Source organism: Azospirillum humicireducens (assembly GCF_001639105.2).
Lineage (GTDB): Bacteria > Pseudomonadota > Alphaproteobacteria > Azospirillales > Azospirillaceae > Azospirillum > Azospirillum humicireducens.
In genome coordinates this window covers 1321309-1336988 of the sequence record NZ_CP015285.1, presented here as the reverse complement: position 1 = coordinate 1336988, position 15680 = coordinate 1321309, and the positions used below count along the sequence as shown (strand labels likewise).

The 15680-nt window shown below is 66.1% G+C and carries 19 protein-coding genes; 10 read left to right on the top strand and 9 right to left on the bottom strand.

Annotated elements, in window-relative coordinates; genetic code table 11:
* The first annotated feature begins 331 nt into the window (after positions 1–331).
* Positions 332–1399: a glycosyltransferase family protein gene (locus A6A40_RS32185; RefSeq protein WP_063634616.1), complete on the top strand. Its 1068-nt coding sequence runs from the start codon at positions 332–334 to the stop codon at positions 1397–1399.
* A gap of 117 nt (positions 1400–1516) precedes the next feature.
* Complete coding sequence (locus A6A40_RS06145; RefSeq protein WP_063634615.1) at positions 1517–2011, top strand: GNAT family N-acetyltransferase; 495 nt, start codon at positions 1517–1519, stop codon at positions 2009–2011.
* Positions 2012–2047: 36 nt separating this feature from the next.
* Here the strand turns inward: A6A40_RS06145 and A6A40_RS06140 are convergent, their stop codons facing one another.
* The 3 genes from A6A40_RS06140 to A6A40_RS06130 form a co-directional block, all read right to left on the bottom strand.
* A complete protein-coding gene (locus A6A40_RS06140) occupies positions 2048–2263 on the bottom strand; it encodes a hypothetical protein (RefSeq protein ID WP_063634614.1) in 216 nt (71 codons plus the stop codon).
* A gap of 507 nt (positions 2264–2770) precedes the next feature.
* A complete protein-coding gene (locus tag A6A40_RS06135; protein WP_236783751.1) occupies positions 2771–2959 on the bottom strand; it encodes a hypothetical protein in 189 nt (62 codons plus the stop codon).
* A gap of 108 nt (positions 2960–3067) precedes the next feature.
* On the bottom strand, positions 3068–3280 hold the full coding sequence (locus A6A40_RS06130; protein ID WP_063634612.1) for a hypothetical protein: 213 nt from the start codon (positions 3278–3280) through the stop codon (positions 3068–3070).
* Between A6A40_RS06130 and fumC the strand changes: the two genes are divergently transcribed.
* From fumC to A6A40_RS06110, 4 genes are all read left to right on the top strand, one after another.
* Complete coding sequence (gene fumC, locus A6A40_RS06125) at positions 3279–4670, top strand: class II fumarate hydratase (RefSeq protein ID WP_063634611.1); 1392 nt, start codon at positions 3279–3281, stop codon at positions 4668–4670. The two genes, A6A40_RS06130 and fumC, sit on opposite strands and share 2 nt — an antisense overlap.
* A gap of 87 nt (positions 4671–4757) precedes the next feature.
* Positions 4758–4973: a ribbon-helix-helix domain-containing protein gene (locus A6A40_RS06120; RefSeq protein WP_063634610.1), complete on the top strand. Its 216-nt coding sequence runs from the start codon at positions 4758–4760 to the stop codon at positions 4971–4973.
* A 96-nt stretch (positions 4974–5069) separates the two neighbouring features.
* Positions 5070–5786, top strand: coding sequence for a DUF599 domain-containing protein (locus A6A40_RS06115; protein WP_063634609.1), 717 nt, complete (start codon positions 5070–5072; stop codon positions 5784–5786).
* Between the two features lie 95 nt (positions 5787–5881).
* Entirely contained in the window at positions 5882–6154 is a 273-nt protein-coding gene (locus tag A6A40_RS06110) for a hypothetical protein (protein WP_146191541.1), read from the top strand.
* Between the two features lie 279 nt (positions 6155–6433).
* Here A6A40_RS06110 and A6A40_RS06105 read toward each other — a convergent pair whose 3' ends face one another.
* From A6A40_RS06105 to purE, 3 genes are all read right to left on the bottom strand, one after another.
* A complete protein-coding gene (locus A6A40_RS06105) occupies positions 6434–8182 on the bottom strand; it encodes an EAL domain-containing protein (RefSeq protein WP_063634607.1) in 1749 nt (582 codons plus the stop codon).
* Between the two features lie 333 nt (positions 8183–8515).
* Positions 8516–9640 carry a 5-(carboxyamino)imidazole ribonucleotide synthase gene (locus A6A40_RS06100; RefSeq protein ID WP_063634606.1) on the bottom strand — a complete coding sequence of 375 codons (1125 nt, stop codon included), beginning with the start codon at positions 9638–9640 and terminating at the stop codon, positions 8516–8518.
* A 21-nt stretch (positions 9641–9661) separates the two neighbouring features.
* Positions 9662–10213, bottom strand: coding sequence for a 5-(carboxyamino)imidazole ribonucleotide mutase (purE, locus tag A6A40_RS06095; RefSeq protein ID WP_082860740.1), 552 nt, complete (start codon positions 10211–10213; stop codon positions 9662–9664).
* Positions 10214–10426: 213 nt separating this feature from the next.
* Between purE and A6A40_RS06090 the strand changes: the two genes are divergently transcribed.
* Positions 10427–10879: a group III truncated hemoglobin gene (locus tag A6A40_RS06090; protein WP_236783750.1), complete on the top strand. Its 453-nt coding sequence runs from the start codon at positions 10427–10429 to the stop codon at positions 10877–10879.
* A 43-nt stretch (positions 10880–10922) separates the two neighbouring features.
* On the opposite strand, the gene A6A40_RS06085 is transcribed toward A6A40_RS06090, so the two are convergent.
* On the bottom strand, positions 10923–11123 hold the full coding sequence (locus A6A40_RS06085; protein ID WP_012974357.1) for a YdcH family protein: 201 nt from the start codon (positions 11121–11123) through the stop codon (positions 10923–10925).
* Between the two features lie 270 nt (positions 11124–11393).
* On the opposite strand from A6A40_RS06085, the gene A6A40_RS06080 reads away from it, so the two are divergent.
* Complete coding sequence (locus A6A40_RS06080) at positions 11394–12488, top strand: ATP-dependent 6-phosphofructokinase (protein ID WP_063634605.1); 1095 nt, start codon at positions 11394–11396, stop codon at positions 12486–12488.
* Positions 12489–12496: 8 nt separating this feature from the next.
* A complete protein-coding gene (locus A6A40_RS06075; protein ID WP_236783749.1) occupies positions 12497–12940 on the top strand; it encodes a TIGR02444 family protein in 444 nt (147 codons plus the stop codon).
* A gap of 19 nt (positions 12941–12959) precedes the next feature.
* On the opposite strand, the gene A6A40_RS06070 is transcribed toward A6A40_RS06075, so the two are convergent.
* Entirely contained in the window at positions 12960–13385 is a 426-nt protein-coding gene (locus A6A40_RS06070) for a hypothetical protein (RefSeq protein WP_063634603.1), read from the bottom strand.
* A 181-nt stretch (positions 13386–13566) separates the two neighbouring features.
* Between A6A40_RS06070 and A6A40_RS06065 the strand changes: the two genes are divergently transcribed.
* Entirely contained in the window at positions 13567–15342 is a 1776-nt protein-coding gene (locus A6A40_RS06065) for a tetratricopeptide repeat protein (RefSeq protein ID WP_063634602.1), read from the top strand.
* Here the strand turns inward: A6A40_RS06065 and A6A40_RS06060 are convergent.
* Positions 15318–15584 (bottom strand): hypothetical protein, encoded by a 267-nt coding sequence (locus A6A40_RS06060; RefSeq protein ID WP_063634601.1) that lies wholly within the window; start codon positions 15582–15584, stop codon positions 15318–15320. The two genes, A6A40_RS06065 and A6A40_RS06060, sit on opposite strands and share 25 nt — an antisense overlap.
* Positions 15585–15680: the final 96 nt, after the last annotated feature.

The window sequence follows — 15680 nt, the reverse complement described above, 5'->3', positions numbered from 1 at the left end:
CGTGATCGGAAGGGAAAGGCGGAGCGTGACCCTAGGACGCCCGGACCCGCCGCTCAACCGCCAATTCGCCGTCACCGGTGCCGATGCCGCGCATTGCATTGCTGGTGGCCCCAGGTGCGCTTGCATGGGGAGTGGCGCGGTCCATATCTCCTTTCGTACTCACAACTTCGCGGCCATCGTCCGGCGGGTCTTCGTCCTTCGGGGCCGCTTTCCCGCTGGGAAACAGGAGCCGGAGCCCAGGCCGGAACCCGCCTCGATCGACCGCGTTGACCAGCTGCCGCTTCGATGAAGGGGCCGCCTTCTGCCACGGAACGCCAAAGGTGCCGACGCCATGAAAATCGTGATCTTCGGCTTGACCAACGGGTATCGCCACGATGGCGGCAACATGGTGCGCTGGCGGGCGCTGATCCAGGCGCTGGCGATCCGCGGCCATCGCGTGGTTGCGGTCGAACGCGCCGGTCCCGACGCGGCTGCGCCCTGGACCATTCCCGGAGGCGAGGTGATTTCCTACGCCGATTGGGATGCAGTGGCGGTGAATGCGGCGGCCCAGGCCGACGATGCCGGCGTGACGCTGGTTGTGGCGCACGGCCCGGATGCCCGCGCCGCCGCCAATCTTGCCCGCAACTCGAAGGCCGTGCGCCGCGTGCTCTACGATCCGGAGGCGCCGGTAAGCCTCACCGCGTTGGAGGCGGGGGAGGCGGTGGACCATCTGCCGGCCGATGGGCTGGGCGGCTTCGACATGGTGCTCGCCTCCTGCGGCGGGCCGGCGCTGGAGCGTTACCGGGCCAAGGCAGGGGCGGAGGCGGTGGCGCCGCTCTATCCCTGGATCGTGCCGGAGTCGGACAAGCCCGGCGCCTTCAGGCGGGAGTATCTGGGCGACCTCTGTTGCATCGTTGCCGGCTCAGAAGGCATCCGTGAGGGGGTGGGCCGCTTCTTCATCGATCCGGCGCAGCGGCTGACCCGGCGGCGCTTCGTGCTGGTCGGCACCGACCTGCCGGACGGGGTTCCGCGCGCTTCCAACATCCTGACCTTTCCGGATCTCGCCCCGGCGGAGCATGCCGATGTTCTGGCCTCCGCCAGTCTGGCGCTGACGCTGGCGCGCGACGACGAACGCAAGATCGGTTGGTGCCCGTCCAACCGGCTGTTCCTGGCCGCCGCCTGCGGTGCCGCCATCGTCGCCGACCACTGGGAAGGGCTGGACAGCTTCTTCGAGCCCGGCCGGGAGATCCTGGTCGCGGCGCAAACCGATGATGTGACCACCGCGATGATGCTGCCGCGCAATCACCTGACCGACCTGGGCCGGCGGGCGCGCAAGCGGGTGCTGTCCGAACACAGCGCCGAGCGGCGTGTGCAGGAACTGCGCAGCATCCTGGACCTGAAGGGCGGTGGCGACGACTGACCTGACGGGACGCACAGACCGGCACTGCAGTCACGGGGATGCGGAAAAACGGGGGGCGGGCTATGGTCCGCTCCCTTTCGTTTTCATCGATCGTCCCAACCGGAGACCCCGCCGCCGATGCCGACCGTCACCATCCGCCCCGCCGTCGAGGCCGATTGCGCCACCATCCTGCGTTTCGTCCGCGAACTGGCCGAATTCGAGAACGAGCCCGATGCGGTCAAGGCCACTGAGGAGGATTTCCGCCGTGACGGCTGGGGAGAGCATCCGGTGTTCGAGGCGCTGATCGCCGAACTGGACGGCTCGCCGGTCGGATTCGTCCTGACCTTCCGCAATTTCTCCACCTGGGAAGGGCGCCCCGGCCTGTATGTCGAGGATCTCTACGTCGCGCCGGATGCCCGCCGCTATGGCGTCGGCCGCAAGCTGTTGGCAGCGGTGGCTCAGCTTGCGGTTGAGCGGGGGTGCCGCCGTGTGGATCTGAGTGTCCTGGACTGGAACCCGGCTCGCGCATTCTACGACCGGGTGGGCTTCCGTCAGATGGAGGAATGGCTTCCCTACCGGCTGACCGGCGACGCGCTGTCGGCGTTGGCGGCGGAAGGGAACACCGGGGCCTGACCGTTCAAACCGGAGGGGCGTCCGAAATGACCGGGATCAGACGGCGCGGTTCAACGCGGACACGCCGATGATCTCGGCATAGTCTGCGCGTTCGTTGCGCAGGCTGGACAGAAGATCAACCAGGCTGTCGCGGACGAAGGTATCGTCCTGTTCCACGATGGTGTCTTGGGTCAACCGAATGAACTGGTCGAGAAGCGCAATATGAACCGCGGATGATGCGTTGATCTTCTTCGAGTTGACGGCGCTGATCATGTAAATCTCCCTTGGCCTGAGCGTTCCCGATGGGTTTATCAAGCCATCGAGCCGGTTAAGGACTTACTAACAGGACTATGCAGCAGGTCGTATCTTCGGTGGTACTTCCGATCTTTGGCAAGGGTGCTATGACCACTCCAAAGGAGTACCTCACTGGGCTGGATGGAACACCCAATTCCTGCCGCTTTCGATCCCTGTCCGATGCCCCCCGTCGCGTCTGGTGTTCCATGAACAACACGCAACGCAATGTCCGGTTTCGCAGAGCGGTCTGGGAATAAGGGGGATGGACTATCAAAGGGTGCATTCTCTGCAACCCATTGGATAGGCGCCCCCCTGAGAATGCCTATGCTTCTGTGGTACAAGCCGGTACAGGCAGGTCATGCCTGCGGTATGGCCGAACTCGCTGCGCCATCATCAAGACTGCGGAAAAAGGCAATTCGCAGCCCGATCGATGGGCAGGCAGGCTCCTGTCTTCAGTGGAGGCATGATTGGGTTGTGACGCTGACGTCAGGCGGCGCGGCGGGCATCCATCCGGTCGCGGGCGTCGGCGCGCTCCAACGCGCGGGCGACAAGGTCGTCGAACAAGCCGCCGATGGGCACCTGGAACACCGTCGGGCGGCTGGCGAGCATCGGGCCTTCCATCAGCATGGAGCCCTCCTCCACCGGGCCGAGAACGCGCCAGCCGCGGCTCTTCATTTCCGCAACGCGTGTCCGGGCAATGAACGCGCGGACATGGTCCGGTGCATGATCGTCCATTCCGTCCCCCATTCGCTTTGGCGGCCCGCTTAACGCCGGCCCATCGGTTCACCGGGAAAGCGTACGGAAGAAAATCGAACACAACAAGAACAAATTCGACGAAAGAGTGAGGATTTTCACCGAGTCGCTCCCGCTCATGCTTGCTATGCCCTTGGCGTCCCTTGCCGCCGGGGCCGTCACCCCAAAGATCAGGCGGGGCGGCGGCGATTGCAACCCGCCCCACCCGTGACCAAAAGCGGCGATCAGGAAAGGTTCAGCCATGAGTGGCGTCCGCACCGAAACCGACAGCTTCGGCCCAATCGAAGTTCCGGCCGACCGTTACTGGGGCGCGCAGACCCAGCGCTCCCTGCAGAATTTCCGCATCGGCGGGGAGCGCATGCCAGCCCCTCTGGTTCGTGCACTGGGGATCCAGAAGCGCGCCGCGGCGGCGGCCAACATGAAGCTGGGCGTTCTCGACCCGAAGCTCGGCGCGGCCATCATGGCCGCGGCGGACGAGGTGGTCGACGGCCGGCTGGCCGATCACTTCCCGCTTGTGGTCTGGCAGACCGGCTCCGGCACCCAGACCAACATGAATGCCAACGAGGTGATCGCCAACCGGGCCATCGAGCAGCTTGGCGGCACCATGGGGTCGAAGACGCCGATCCACCCCAACGACCATGTCAACATGGGACAGTCGTCGAACGACAGCTTCCCCACCGCCATGCACATCGCGGCGGCCGACGAGATCGTCCGCAGCCTGATCCCGGCGCTGGAGCATCTGCGCACCGCACTGGACGCCAAGGCCGACGCCTTCCGGGACATCGTCAAGATCGGCCGCACCCATCTGCAGGACGCGACGCCGCTGACGCTGGGGCAGGAATTCTCCGGCTATGCGGCGCAGGTGTCCTACGGCATCGGCCGGGTGAAGGGAGCGCTGCCGCAGCTCTACCGGCTGGCCCAGGGCGGCACGGCGGTCGGCACCGGGCTGAACGCAAAGCCGGGCTTCGCCGAAGCCTTCGCCGAGGAGGTGGCGGCCTTCACCGGCCTTCCCTTCGTCACGGCGGAAAACAAGTTCGAGGCGCTGGCGACCCATGACTCGCTGGTCGATGTCCACGGCCATCTCAACACGCTGGCGGTGTCGCTGATGAAGATCGCCAACGACATCCGGCTTCTGGGCTCCGGTCCAAGGTCGGGCATCGGCGAGCTGTCGCTGCCGGAGAACGAGCCCGGCTCCTCCATCATGCCCGGCAAGGTCAACCCGACACAGTCGGAGGCGATGACCATGGTCTGTGCCCAGGTGATGGGCAACCACACCACCGTCACCGTGGCCGGCGCCACCGGCCATTTCGAATTGAACGTGTTCAAGCCGGTCATCGCCTACAACGTGCTGCAATCCATCCGCCTGCTGACCGACGCGGCGATGAGCTTCACCGACAATTGCGTCGTGGGCATCGAAGCCAACCGCGACCGCATCGCCCGGCTGGTGTCCGACAGCCTGATGCTGGTGACGGCGCTGAACCCGCATATCGGCTATGACAATGCAGCGAAGATCGCCAAGAAGGCCCACAAGGAAGGGACAAGCCTAAAGGAGGCCGGGCGGGAACTCGGACTCCTGACGGATGAGCAATTCGATCAATGGGTTCGCCCCGAACGGATGGTTGGTCCCGGCTAAGCTTGGGGTTAGGGTGGGGGTGTCCATCCCGGCCGATCCGGCCTTCCTCTGACCACCCCCATCCTGCAAACCGATGCGTGCGTGACCATGAAGAAGCGTTCGGTCCTGATTGCCGGCCACCCCACCAGCGTTTCCCTTGAAGAAGAGTTCTGGGATGCCCTGAAAACGGTGGCCCAAGGGCGTGGCCTGTCCGTGAACGCCCTGATCGAGGAGATCGACCAGACGCGCACCGGCAACCTGTCCAGCGCCATCCGCGTCCATGTGCTGAAGGCGGTACAGGGCCGCGGACCGGCGGAAGGATGATGCGGACAGCCTCAGTCCCGGCATCCGCCAATGGACACCCGCGTGCGGCGGGCGTAAACGGTGCGGGCTTGCCGCCACCTGACGCGATTACCCATCATGCCGCCCGATGCCACCACCCTCGACATCATCGCCTTCGTCTGGTTCGTCGGTTCCTGGGTCGGCTTCACCGTCATCCAGGACCATCTGCTGTCCGGCCGCAATATGGTCAACCAGCATCTGAAGATCGTACGCCGATACTGGATCGACCGGATGCTGGAACGCGAGAACCGCATCATGGATTCGCAGCTGGTCGGCCACACCATGCACAGCTGCACCTTCTTCGCCTCCACCAACATGCTGGTGCTGGCCGGCCTGATCGGTTCCTTCGGCGCGGCGGAGCGGGCGCAGGAACTGGTGTCGAACCTGTCCTTCACGGTAAAGACCTCGCACCAGCTGTTCGAGATCAAGATGCTGCTGATGGTGGTGATCTTCACCTTCGGCTTCTTCAAGTTCACCTGGGCACTGCGCCAGTATAACTACTGCTGTGCTTTGATCGGCTCGGCGCCCATGCCGCCGGTACGCCCCGAGGACCGCAAGGTCATTGCCGAGACCATTGGCGAGGCGTTGACTCTCGCCATCACCGCGCTGAACGGCGGCATGCGCTCCTACTATTTCGCGCTGGCGGCGCTCGCCTGGATCATCGGACCGATTCCCCTGATCGCGGCCAGCAGTGGCGTCATTTTGGTTCTTACCCGCCGTCAGGCATTTTCCGCCACCGAGAAGGTGATCCGCATTCAGACGGATTGGCTGAAGAAAAGCGATTCAACCAAATGAAAATAACAAATAAAAAGCCACACGATTTTGACGATGTGCGACCAAATATCCTCTACCTGACCGCGAGTTGCGGTGATTAATGTTGCCGGCATGTGATGGACCGCACCGCGAATGTCAAAATGGGTGCAGAGAAAAAGAGGGCGACGATGGACTCCAATACCGCATTGAGCATCATGGAATCGTTGGATCAGGCGGAGGATCTGCTGCGCCGCATGCGGCTGCGCGATGGCCATGCCGGCAGCGATGTGCGTGCTCGCAACCGGGAACTGTTGGACGCCGCCCGCCGCCGTCTCGATCAGGTTCACAGCATTCCGGGAATGGACGCCCTCGAGGGCAGCGCCTGCTTCCGCGTTCCGCTCCCGGCGTGAGAGCGGGGCGCCGCCTCTAGGCCGGGGACAGCGCCCAGCGCAGGGTGAAGACCGTGCCCGTCTTCCGTTCGATGTCGAACACGGCGCCCGCCTGTCCCGCCAGCTATCCATTCGCTGCGCAGCTCGCCCAGGAATTCGCAAAGCCGACCGACTCGCCCCCCTCGATGCGGTAGGCGAGCTCGTGCGTGCGAGCCACCGCGGTCATCGGGCGCCCGGCTGCGTCGAGATCGCCAGGTAAGGGGGAAACCAAGCGCGGCAGGGTGCAGGCGTGGTCCGGCCTCATCCCTTGAGCAATATCTTGCCGCCGCTGCGTACCTTGGACCAGTCCTTGGCGAAGTAGGAAAAATCGCGCGATGGCCGGCTGAACAGAAATCCTTGTGCCAGCGACACGCCGAGGCCGGTCAGCAGGTTCGCATGGACCGCCTCTTCCACCTGCTCGCCGATCAGCTCCAACCCCAGTTGGCGGCAGACATCCACCATCGAGCGCAGCATCGCCATGTCGCGCGGGCTGTTGACCGCGCCGCGGACGAACTTGCCATCGATCTTGGCATAGTCGGCCTGGATGCCGTAGAGCGACTGGAAGCTCGTCGATCCTGCTCCGACATCGTCCAGGCAAATGCGGAACCCGACCTCGCGCAGCTTCTGCAGCACCTCGTTCAGCTTGGCGATGTCGGTGACGACCACCGTTTCCGTCACCTCGATCAGCAGTTTCGCCGCCAGATCGCCATAGGGGGCGACGACCGACTGGAACTGCTTGAGGAAGATCGGGCTCATCAGCGTCTTGGCCGACAGGTTGATCGCGACGTCCGGCAGCTTGGGCTCCTTGCGGAACTCCCTCAGCGTGTCGAGCACCGTCTGGGTCAGCAGCAGATCGAAATCATAGATCAGTCCGACATCCTCGGCGAAGGTGATGAAGTCGGCCGGCGAGCTCGATCCCTCCACGCGGGTTAGTGCTTCCAGGTGGTGGACGGCGCCGGTGGCGATGTCGACGATGGGCTGGTAGACGACGATGAAATCGCGATTGTCGATGGTGGCGCGCAATTGCCCGATCCGCTCCACCGCTCCCGCCATCAGGCGGTTGGCGCCGTCCTCCAGGCTGGAGATGGTGAATTCGCCGCCTTGGGCTGAGGCGAAGGCCTGCACGGTATAGACCAGGGCGCGGGCGGCGTCGGCGGGGTCCAGCCGGTCGTCGGCCATGTCCAGGGTCCAGGACCGGATGCCGCCGGGCAGGGCGCCGCCCGCCGCCTCGACGATCTGCGCGATGTGCCCCTGCACCTCTTGCCCGTCGATGTCGGCGGCATGGACGATGCCGTAGCGGTCGCCGCCCAACTGGCCTGCGCTGTCCCCATCGGCGGAGATGCCGCGCAGATAGGCGTCGATGCCGTCGCGCACCTCGGCCGCGGCCCCCTCCGGCATGGCGTCGACCATGGCCTGCAACCCTTCGACCAGAAGCAGGGTCAGTCCCTGGTCCACCCCCCTTTCGCGGGCTGCGAGGAGCCGCTCTTCCAGGATGTTGGCGAAACCGGTTTGGTCGAGCAGTTCGCCCTGCACCGCGGACCCGGCGGAGCCGGTTCGCGGCGGAACGGTCAGCAGAATGGTCAGGAACAACGACCCCGGACAGGAATCGAGACGGCAGCCGCCCAGGAGCGCTGGAAACTGCTGCCCATCGAAGGCCTGGAACAATACACGCGATGGCTTGATCCGCGCCTTCTCCCGGATTCGTTCGAACAGGACATGAACGTATTTGCGGTCGCCGGGAGCCACCACATCCATGAGATTGGTGCCCACCAGCCCGCCGACCTCGCCCTTCGTCAGGCGGCAGCGGGCACCGGCGGAAAACAGGATGCCGCCCTGCCCATCCGTCTCGATCAGCAGATCGGCGGCGGCGAAGGCGAAGCCGACGAAGCGGTCACGATCCCGGCTGGACTGAGGCCGACGCGGTCCGAGCGGACCGGCCGCCGGGTTCACGACCGGGCTGATCGCTGTGTTGGAGCGTCCTGCATTGTCCTGCGCCAGGGGCATCGTCATCCGGATGCAAATTGCATCAAAGTTTAGATAGTTTCGATAGGAATATGACTTAGAGTAACCAATGTTGACATCAGTTAAAAGCCCGACCGCAGCCGATAACCGTCATCACACGCGAAACGCGGCATTTTGTGACGTCTCTGCCCTGAACAGGAACCTGTCGGATCGGTCGTTTCGGTTTTTGCTGGATTGGAGTTGTCTCCTGGGAAAACACAGGACAGGCATTTCGACGACCCGGTGAATCCGCGGGTTCGATAATGAGTGGCGGACAATATAAAAAGGCCCCGCCGACCATGGGGTCGCGGGGCCTCTGCATCGGTCCTGCGGAGGAGAAAGTCAGCGGCGCGGGAACAGCCGGTTGACATGGCCCATCTTGCGGCCGGGACGGGCTTCCGCCTTGCCGTAGAGGTGGAGGCGGGCACCGGGCTCCGCCAGAAACTCCGGCCAGCGCAGCACGTCGTCGCCGATCAGGTTGGTCATCTCGGCATCGGCCAGCCGGTCGACCGATCCCAGCGGCAGGCCGCAGACCGCGCGCACCAGCTGCTCGAACTGGCAGGAGGCGCAGGCGTCCATGGTCCAGTGACCGGAATTGTGCGGGCGTGGAGCCATCTCGTTGACCAGGACGGCGCCGTCCGCGGTGACGAACATCTCCACCGCCAGCACACCGACCAGATCCAGAGCTTCGGCGATGCGCCGGGCGATGCGGTCCGCTTCCGCCGCCGTCGCCGCCGACACCTTGTCCGAAGAAGCGGGGGCGATGGTGACGTCGAGGATGCCGTCCTTGTGCCGGTTCTCCACCGCCGGATAGGCGACCATCGTGCCGTCCGCGCCGCGGGCGACGATCACCGACACCTCGCAGGCAAAGGTGACGAAGCCCTCCACGATGCCCTCGACGCCGGGCTTGCCGCCGCCGATGGCGCTCCAGGCCGCTGCCGGATCGCTGCCGGCTTCGAGCCGCGCCTGCCCCTTGCCGTCATAGCCGAGGCGGGTGGATTTCAGGACGCAGCGCGGCCCGATCTCCGCCACCGCTCGGGCGATGTCGTCGGCACCGTTCGCGGCGCGCCAGGGCGCTGTCGCGATGCCCAGCCGGTTGACGAAGCTCTTTTCGGCGATGCGGTCCTGTGCCACCGACAGCACGTTCGGGCCGGGATGCAGGTTGGTGAAGCGGCGCAGATGCTCCGCCGTCGCCACCGGGACATTCTCCCACTCCAGCGTCACCACGTCGACGGAACGGGCGAAGCGTTCCAGCGCGTCCAGGTCGTTCCAATCGGCGACGGTCGCCGCGGCACTGACCTGAGCCGCGGGGCTGTCCGCCGCGTCGGGAGCGTAGACATGGGTCTTGTAGCCCAGTCTGGCGGCGGCCAGCGCCGTCATCCGGCCGAGCTGTCCGGCACCCAGCATACCGATGGTGGAGCCGGGGGCGAGGCGGGGCAGGGTGGCGCCCTTCTGATTGCCGGTCATTGCGGTGCGGCCTTGTTGCTGTCAGGTCGGGTCGTCGATCGGCGCTTCGGCCACAGCCGCTGTCTGGCGTGTGCGCCAGCCATCCAGCGCCGCGGCCACCTGCGGGTCCATCAGTGCGATGACCGAACCGGCAAGCAGCGCGGCGTTGATGGCGCCGGCCTTGCCGATGGCCAAGGTGCCGACCGGGACGCCGCCCGGCATCTGGACGATCGACAGCAGGCTGTCCATCCCCTTCAGCGCGTGGCTTTCGACCGGAACGCCGAAGACCGGCAGCGGCGTCATCGACGCGGCCATGCCCGGCAGGTGGGCGGCTCCGCCGGCACCGGCGATCACCACCTTCAGCCCGCGCGCCTTTGCGGTCGTGGCGTACTCCACCAGCCGATGCGGCGTGCGGTGCGCGGAGACGATGCGGACCTCGTGGGGGATGCCCAGGGCCGCCAGGGTGTCGGCGGCATGCTTCATGGTGGTCCAGTCCGACTGGCTGCCCATGATGATGCCGACCAGCGGCTGATCGCCTTCGGCCGCGATGTCGTTGGCCGGAACGGCGCTGTTCTGAGAGTGTTCGGCGGACACGGCGTGGCGCTTCCCTCAAGGTCAGGAAAGCGGCGCATTATAGGTGGAGTCGGGCCGCTGTCCAGAGGCGCCGCCCACCCGCTGCCCGCCGCATCGCAAATCCGTCCAGTCCGCTGCGACATCCCGGCCCTTCCGGCGGAACATGCTTCCACCTATGGTGCCGTCCCATATGATCAGGTTAGACCCCATGCAATTCCGGACCGGACCCATCCCATGACCGACAGCGTTCCCAGCGACGACCAGCGCAATGAGCGCCGTGACATCCGCACCGCCATGGCGGAGGAGCGGATGGCCACCGTCGGCATCGATGAGGAGTCGATCGAAAGGCTCGTGAGGACCTTCTACGGCAAGATCATGAAGGATGACGTGCTGGGTCCGATCTTCGGCCGGGCCATCGCCGATTGGGAGCCGCACCTGCGCAAGATGATGGATTTCTGGTCGTCCATTGCCCTGCTGACCCAGCGCTACGATGGTCGACCGATGCCGGTCCACATCTCGCTGGGGTTGGAGCCGCAGCATTTCGAACGATGGCTGGGCCTGTTCCGCGAGACCGCCCACGAACTCTTCCCGCCCGACGGTGCCGCCTTCCTGATCGGCAAGGCGGAGAACATCGCCCGCAGCTTCCAGATGGGCATTCAGTTCTTCACGGTGCCGAAGAAGGGGTGACGACGGCGTCGATGGCCTTCTTTCCCAATGGGAGAGGGCATGCCTACGCAATGATGTCCGGCAGGAGCCGGCTTTCCAGGACCATGATCTGGTCCTTCAGCATCAGCTTGCGCTTCTTCAACCGCTGCATCTGCAACTGGTCGTAGGGCGCGCGTTCGGCAAGCCGGGCGATGACGTCGTCCAGGTCGCGGTGCTCGCTGCGCAAGCTCGCCAGCTTTTCCTTCAAAATCTCTTGCTCGTTCATCGCGCCCGTTGGAAGTGGCCGTTGCCCCGGATGGGTCGGGGGTGCTCTTGCGGGTGGCCCTTTGGCTGGGCGGGCCGGACTATACCAGATTTGCGGCGGGACGGCACCGTCAAACAACCGGTGTCGTCCACTGGGCAGGAGGAGCGCCGCGCCTCCCCCCGTCGGCGGCATTCCACCTTTGCGGATGCGGGCAACGATTGCGGGAAACGCCTGATCCGGTAACATGGTGGTTCATTTCAACAAACAGGCGAACGGGACGGGAACCTCTCAATGACTGCCCCAAAGAAAGCCGGCAAGCGCATCGGCATCCTGACCAGCGGCGGCGATTGCGCCGGGCTGAACGCCGTCATCCGTGCGGTGGTCCACCGCGCCACCGGCTATGGCTGGCAGGTGCTGGGCATCAAGGAAGGCACCCAGGGCCTGCTGCAGCGCCCGGTGCAGTACCAGACGCTCGACCTCGGCTCGGTCGATGGCCACATGATGCGGCAGGGCGGCACCATCCTGGGCACGACCAACCGCGGCGATCCCTTTGCCTATCCGATGCCGGACGGCACGCTGAAGGACAGGTCGGACGAGATCGTCGGCGGTTATCGCGAACTCGGCCTGGATGCCCTGATCGGAATCGGCGGCGACGGCAGCTTCGCCATCCTGCACAAGCTGGCGCAGAAGGGCGGCTTTCCGATGGTGGGCGTGCCCAAGACCATCGACAACGATCTGGGCAAGACCGAGGTGTCGGTCGGCTACGACACCGCCGTCGCCGTCGCGGTGGAGGCGCTCGACCGCCTGCAGCCCACCGCCGCCAGCCACCACCGGGTGATGGTGCTGGAGGTGATGGGCCGCGACGCCGGCCACATCGCGCTGGCGGCCGGCATCGCCGGCGGGGCCGACGTGATCCTGATCCCTGAAATCGCCTACTCGATCGAGAGCATCGCGGCCAAGATCCAGGACGTCCGCAATTCCGGCCGCAACTTCGCGCTGGTCGTGGTGTCGGAGGCGGTGAAGACGCTCGAAGGCACCGGCGTCAAGAAGGTGCTGCAGGGTGGCGAGAAGCGCTATGGCGGCATCGGCGACTATATCGGCGAGAAGATCGCCGATGCCACCGGGGCCGAGACCCGCGTCACCGTTCTGGGCCATGTCCAGCGCGGCAGCATGCCCAGCCCGCGCGACCGGCTGATCGCGTCGGCCTTCGGCGTCCACGCCGTCGACCTGATCGCGGAAGGCAAGTTCAACCGCATGGTCGCCTGGTCGAACCGCGGCGTCATCGACGTGCCGATCACCGAGGCGATCGAGCATTACTCCTGCGTCGAGCTGGACGGGGCGCTGGTCAAGACCGCCCGCGGCCTGAACATCAGCTTCGGCGATTGAGCGGGACGGTGAACCCGTTCTGGGACTTTTCCCTGGCCGTCTACCGGCGGCCGGGGGTTCCGGCCCTTTGCCTGTCGTTGCAGGACCGGCGCGGGGTGGACGTCAATCTGCTGCTGTTCGCCGCCTGGGCCGGGCTGGAGTGCGGAATTCGTCTGTCCGATGCCGAGCTTGTCCGCATCGATTCGGCCGTCTCCGACTGGCGGGAGGAGGTCGTTCGCCCGTTGCGCGCCCTGCGCCGCCGCGCCAAGGATGAGGATGACGCCTTCTACCGCCGCATGAAGGCCGCGGAGCTGGAGGCCGAGCGCGTCCAGCAGGATCGGCTGTTCGCCGCCGCCGGGGTCATGCCGCGGCCAGGCGGCAGTGCGGAACTGGCCGCCTTGAACATGGCGCTGCTGGTGCCTGGCGGCGATCCCGCACTGGACGAACTGGCGGGGGTGATGCCCGGCAGCTGAGGCCGGCTGTCCCGTTGCCCTACCGGTTCAGAATCAACTCGTTCGGATCGCGCACCGTGTCCGACACCAGTTCGGGTTTGCCGGCGTAGAAGGCGCTGCAGCGCTTGCCGCTGACCAGACGGGTCAACGCGGCCTCCCACTCGCGGCCCTTGGGGCCGATGATGCGCAGCTTCAGCTGGTCGACCAGCGGGAAGACCTTGAACTGCTCGATCTCGATCGGCTCTGAGGTCACGGCGGTGAAGGATTCCTGCTTCAGGGTCAGGGTCTTGCCGTTGATCTCCAGTGTGACATCCTGCGCCCACGGGCAGCCGTTCGGCTTGGCACCTTCGCTGGCAATCGCAGGGGCGGTTCCGATGCACAGCGGGAGCACAAGCGCCACAGCTGCAAGAACATGCATCCGGCAGGTGCCGAATTTGGAATGGGCCCGGGCTGGGCGCGAGGTCATGATCCGCTCCTTGGATATCGGCGCGGACAATAGCGATGCGTCAGTCTCATGACAATCCAGGGAAAATCCCGATTCTGTGACCGTTTGCGACGATTGGCGACGGTCCCCGGCTGGACTGGCGCCGCGCCGGCGGCGCATGATCCGAAACACCGCCGGCCCCCGCCAACCCACAAGAGTTCCTATGGTTACTTTGTCGCAGGCCCTCCTGATCGCTCTCGACCACCACCAGGCGGGCAGGGTGGCGGAGGCGGAGGACATCTACCGCCGCATCCTGGCCGCCGATCCTGAATATGCCGATGCCATGCAACTGCTCGGCGTCCTGGCCGCACAGACGGGGCATGGGGAGGCGGCGGTGAGGCGGCTTCGCCTTGCAGCGGCATTGCGCCCCGATTCCGCCGCCGGCTGGTCCAACCTCGCGGGGGCGGAGCAGTCGGCGGGTGCGGTGGAGCGGGCGGTGGGGCTCTATGGCCGGGCGTTGCGCCTGATGCCGGAGTTGGCCGATGCCCATGCCAGCAGATCCGCCGCCCTGCGCAGGCTTGGCCGGCAGGATGCCGCGATTGCGGCTGCCGGTCAGGCGTTGAGTCTGGCTCCTGATCATGCCGATGCGCTGGCCAACCGCGCGGCAGCGCTGGCGTCGCAGGGCGAGCCGCAAGCGGCGGAAATCAGCGCCCGCCGGTCGTTGCACCTGAATGGCCGCTCCGCCGTTGCCCATGCGACGCTCGCCGCCTCGCTCGCCGCGCAGCGCCGTTGGACCGATGCAGAGGCGGCGGCCCGCAACGCGCTGGCGGCTGACCGCAACCTCGGCGAGGCATGGGAGGTGTTGGGTGCGGTGCTGGCGAAGCTCGGGCGCTTCCCCGAATCGCTGGACGCCTTCGCGGATGCTGCGCGGCTGCGGCCCGGCCCCTCGCTGTGGGCGGCCCGCGGCACGGCGCTGGTCGCCATGGCTCGGCCGGCGGAAGCAGCCACCGACTTCGAACACGCTCTGTCCGACCGGCCTCAGGATGCCGGGCTTCACTGGAATCTTGGATTTTCCCGGCTGATGGCCGGGAACTATGCCGGCGGCTGGCCCGAGTTCGAGTGGCGTCGCAGCGACGACCGGGCCGAACCGCCCTGGCGCCGCTTCTCACAACCGACATGGCGGGGGGAGGCGCTTGAAGGCCGGACCATCCTGCTCTATGCGGAACAGGGTTTGGGAGACACCCTCCAGTTCCTGCGCTATGTCCCGCTGGTGGCAGCCCGCGGCGGCCGTGTGGTCCTGGAGGTGCAGCCGTCCCTGCTGCCGCTGATGGCCGGGCTGGATGGACCGGCACAGGTGATCGCGCGGGGCGATCCGCTGCCGGCCTTCGACCTCGAATGTCCGTTGATGAGCCTGCCGCTCGCCTTTGGCACGGTGGTGGATGACCTGCCTGCGGATATTCCCTATCTGCGGGCTGATCCGCCGCGCGTCGCCGTCTGGCGCGAGCGCCTTGCGGCAGCGGAAGGGCTGCGGGTCGGCCTCGTCTGGGCCGGGAACCCGCGATTTCCCGGCGACGACCAGCGCTCTCCGCGGCTGGCCGGCTTGCGCGGGCTCCTCGACGTGCCGGGCTGCCGCTTCTACGGCCTGCAGATGGGACCGGGGCATGCCGATCTCGCCGATGCGGCCCTGCCCGACGGCTTCATGGATCTGGCACCGGAGATCAGCGATTTCGCCGACACGGCGGCGATCATGGCAAATCTGGATCTGGTGGTGTCGTCCTGCACCGGGCCGGCGCATCTGGCCGGTGCGCTCGGCCTGCCGCTGTGGATGGCGCTGCCATTCTCGGCGGACTGGCGCTGGATGACCGGCCGCGACGACAGCCCATGGTATCCGACCGCCCGCCTGTTCCGGCAGCCGGCGCCCGGCGACTGGCGGTCGGTTTCCGGGCGCATGGCCACCGAATTGGCGGCGCTGGTTCAGCGCTTCATGCCGTCGCCATAGCGCGAGCAGTCGTAATCATCGGTCCCGGCCTCCGCCTGCCCGCCGTTGGAGGTGTTGTAGCGCGGGTCGTCGCAGCGGCCGTTCCGCGCATAGGACGAGTCGGAACTGCCCGACCCGAACAGCCCGCCACCACTGCCGCCGAACAGTCCACCGCTGCTGTTGCCGCTGTTGCCGGTCTGGTTGCACGCTGCCAGGGCAAGGGGAGCAGCGATCAGGATCACAAGGGGAAGTGCAGTCTTCATGGCGTTCCCTACCTCTTGTCGGAGTGAAGAAAAACTCTTTCCTTCGGTCTCAACAGGGTAGGGCGCGCGGAAATTCCCCCGCTCGCCCCTGGGTAA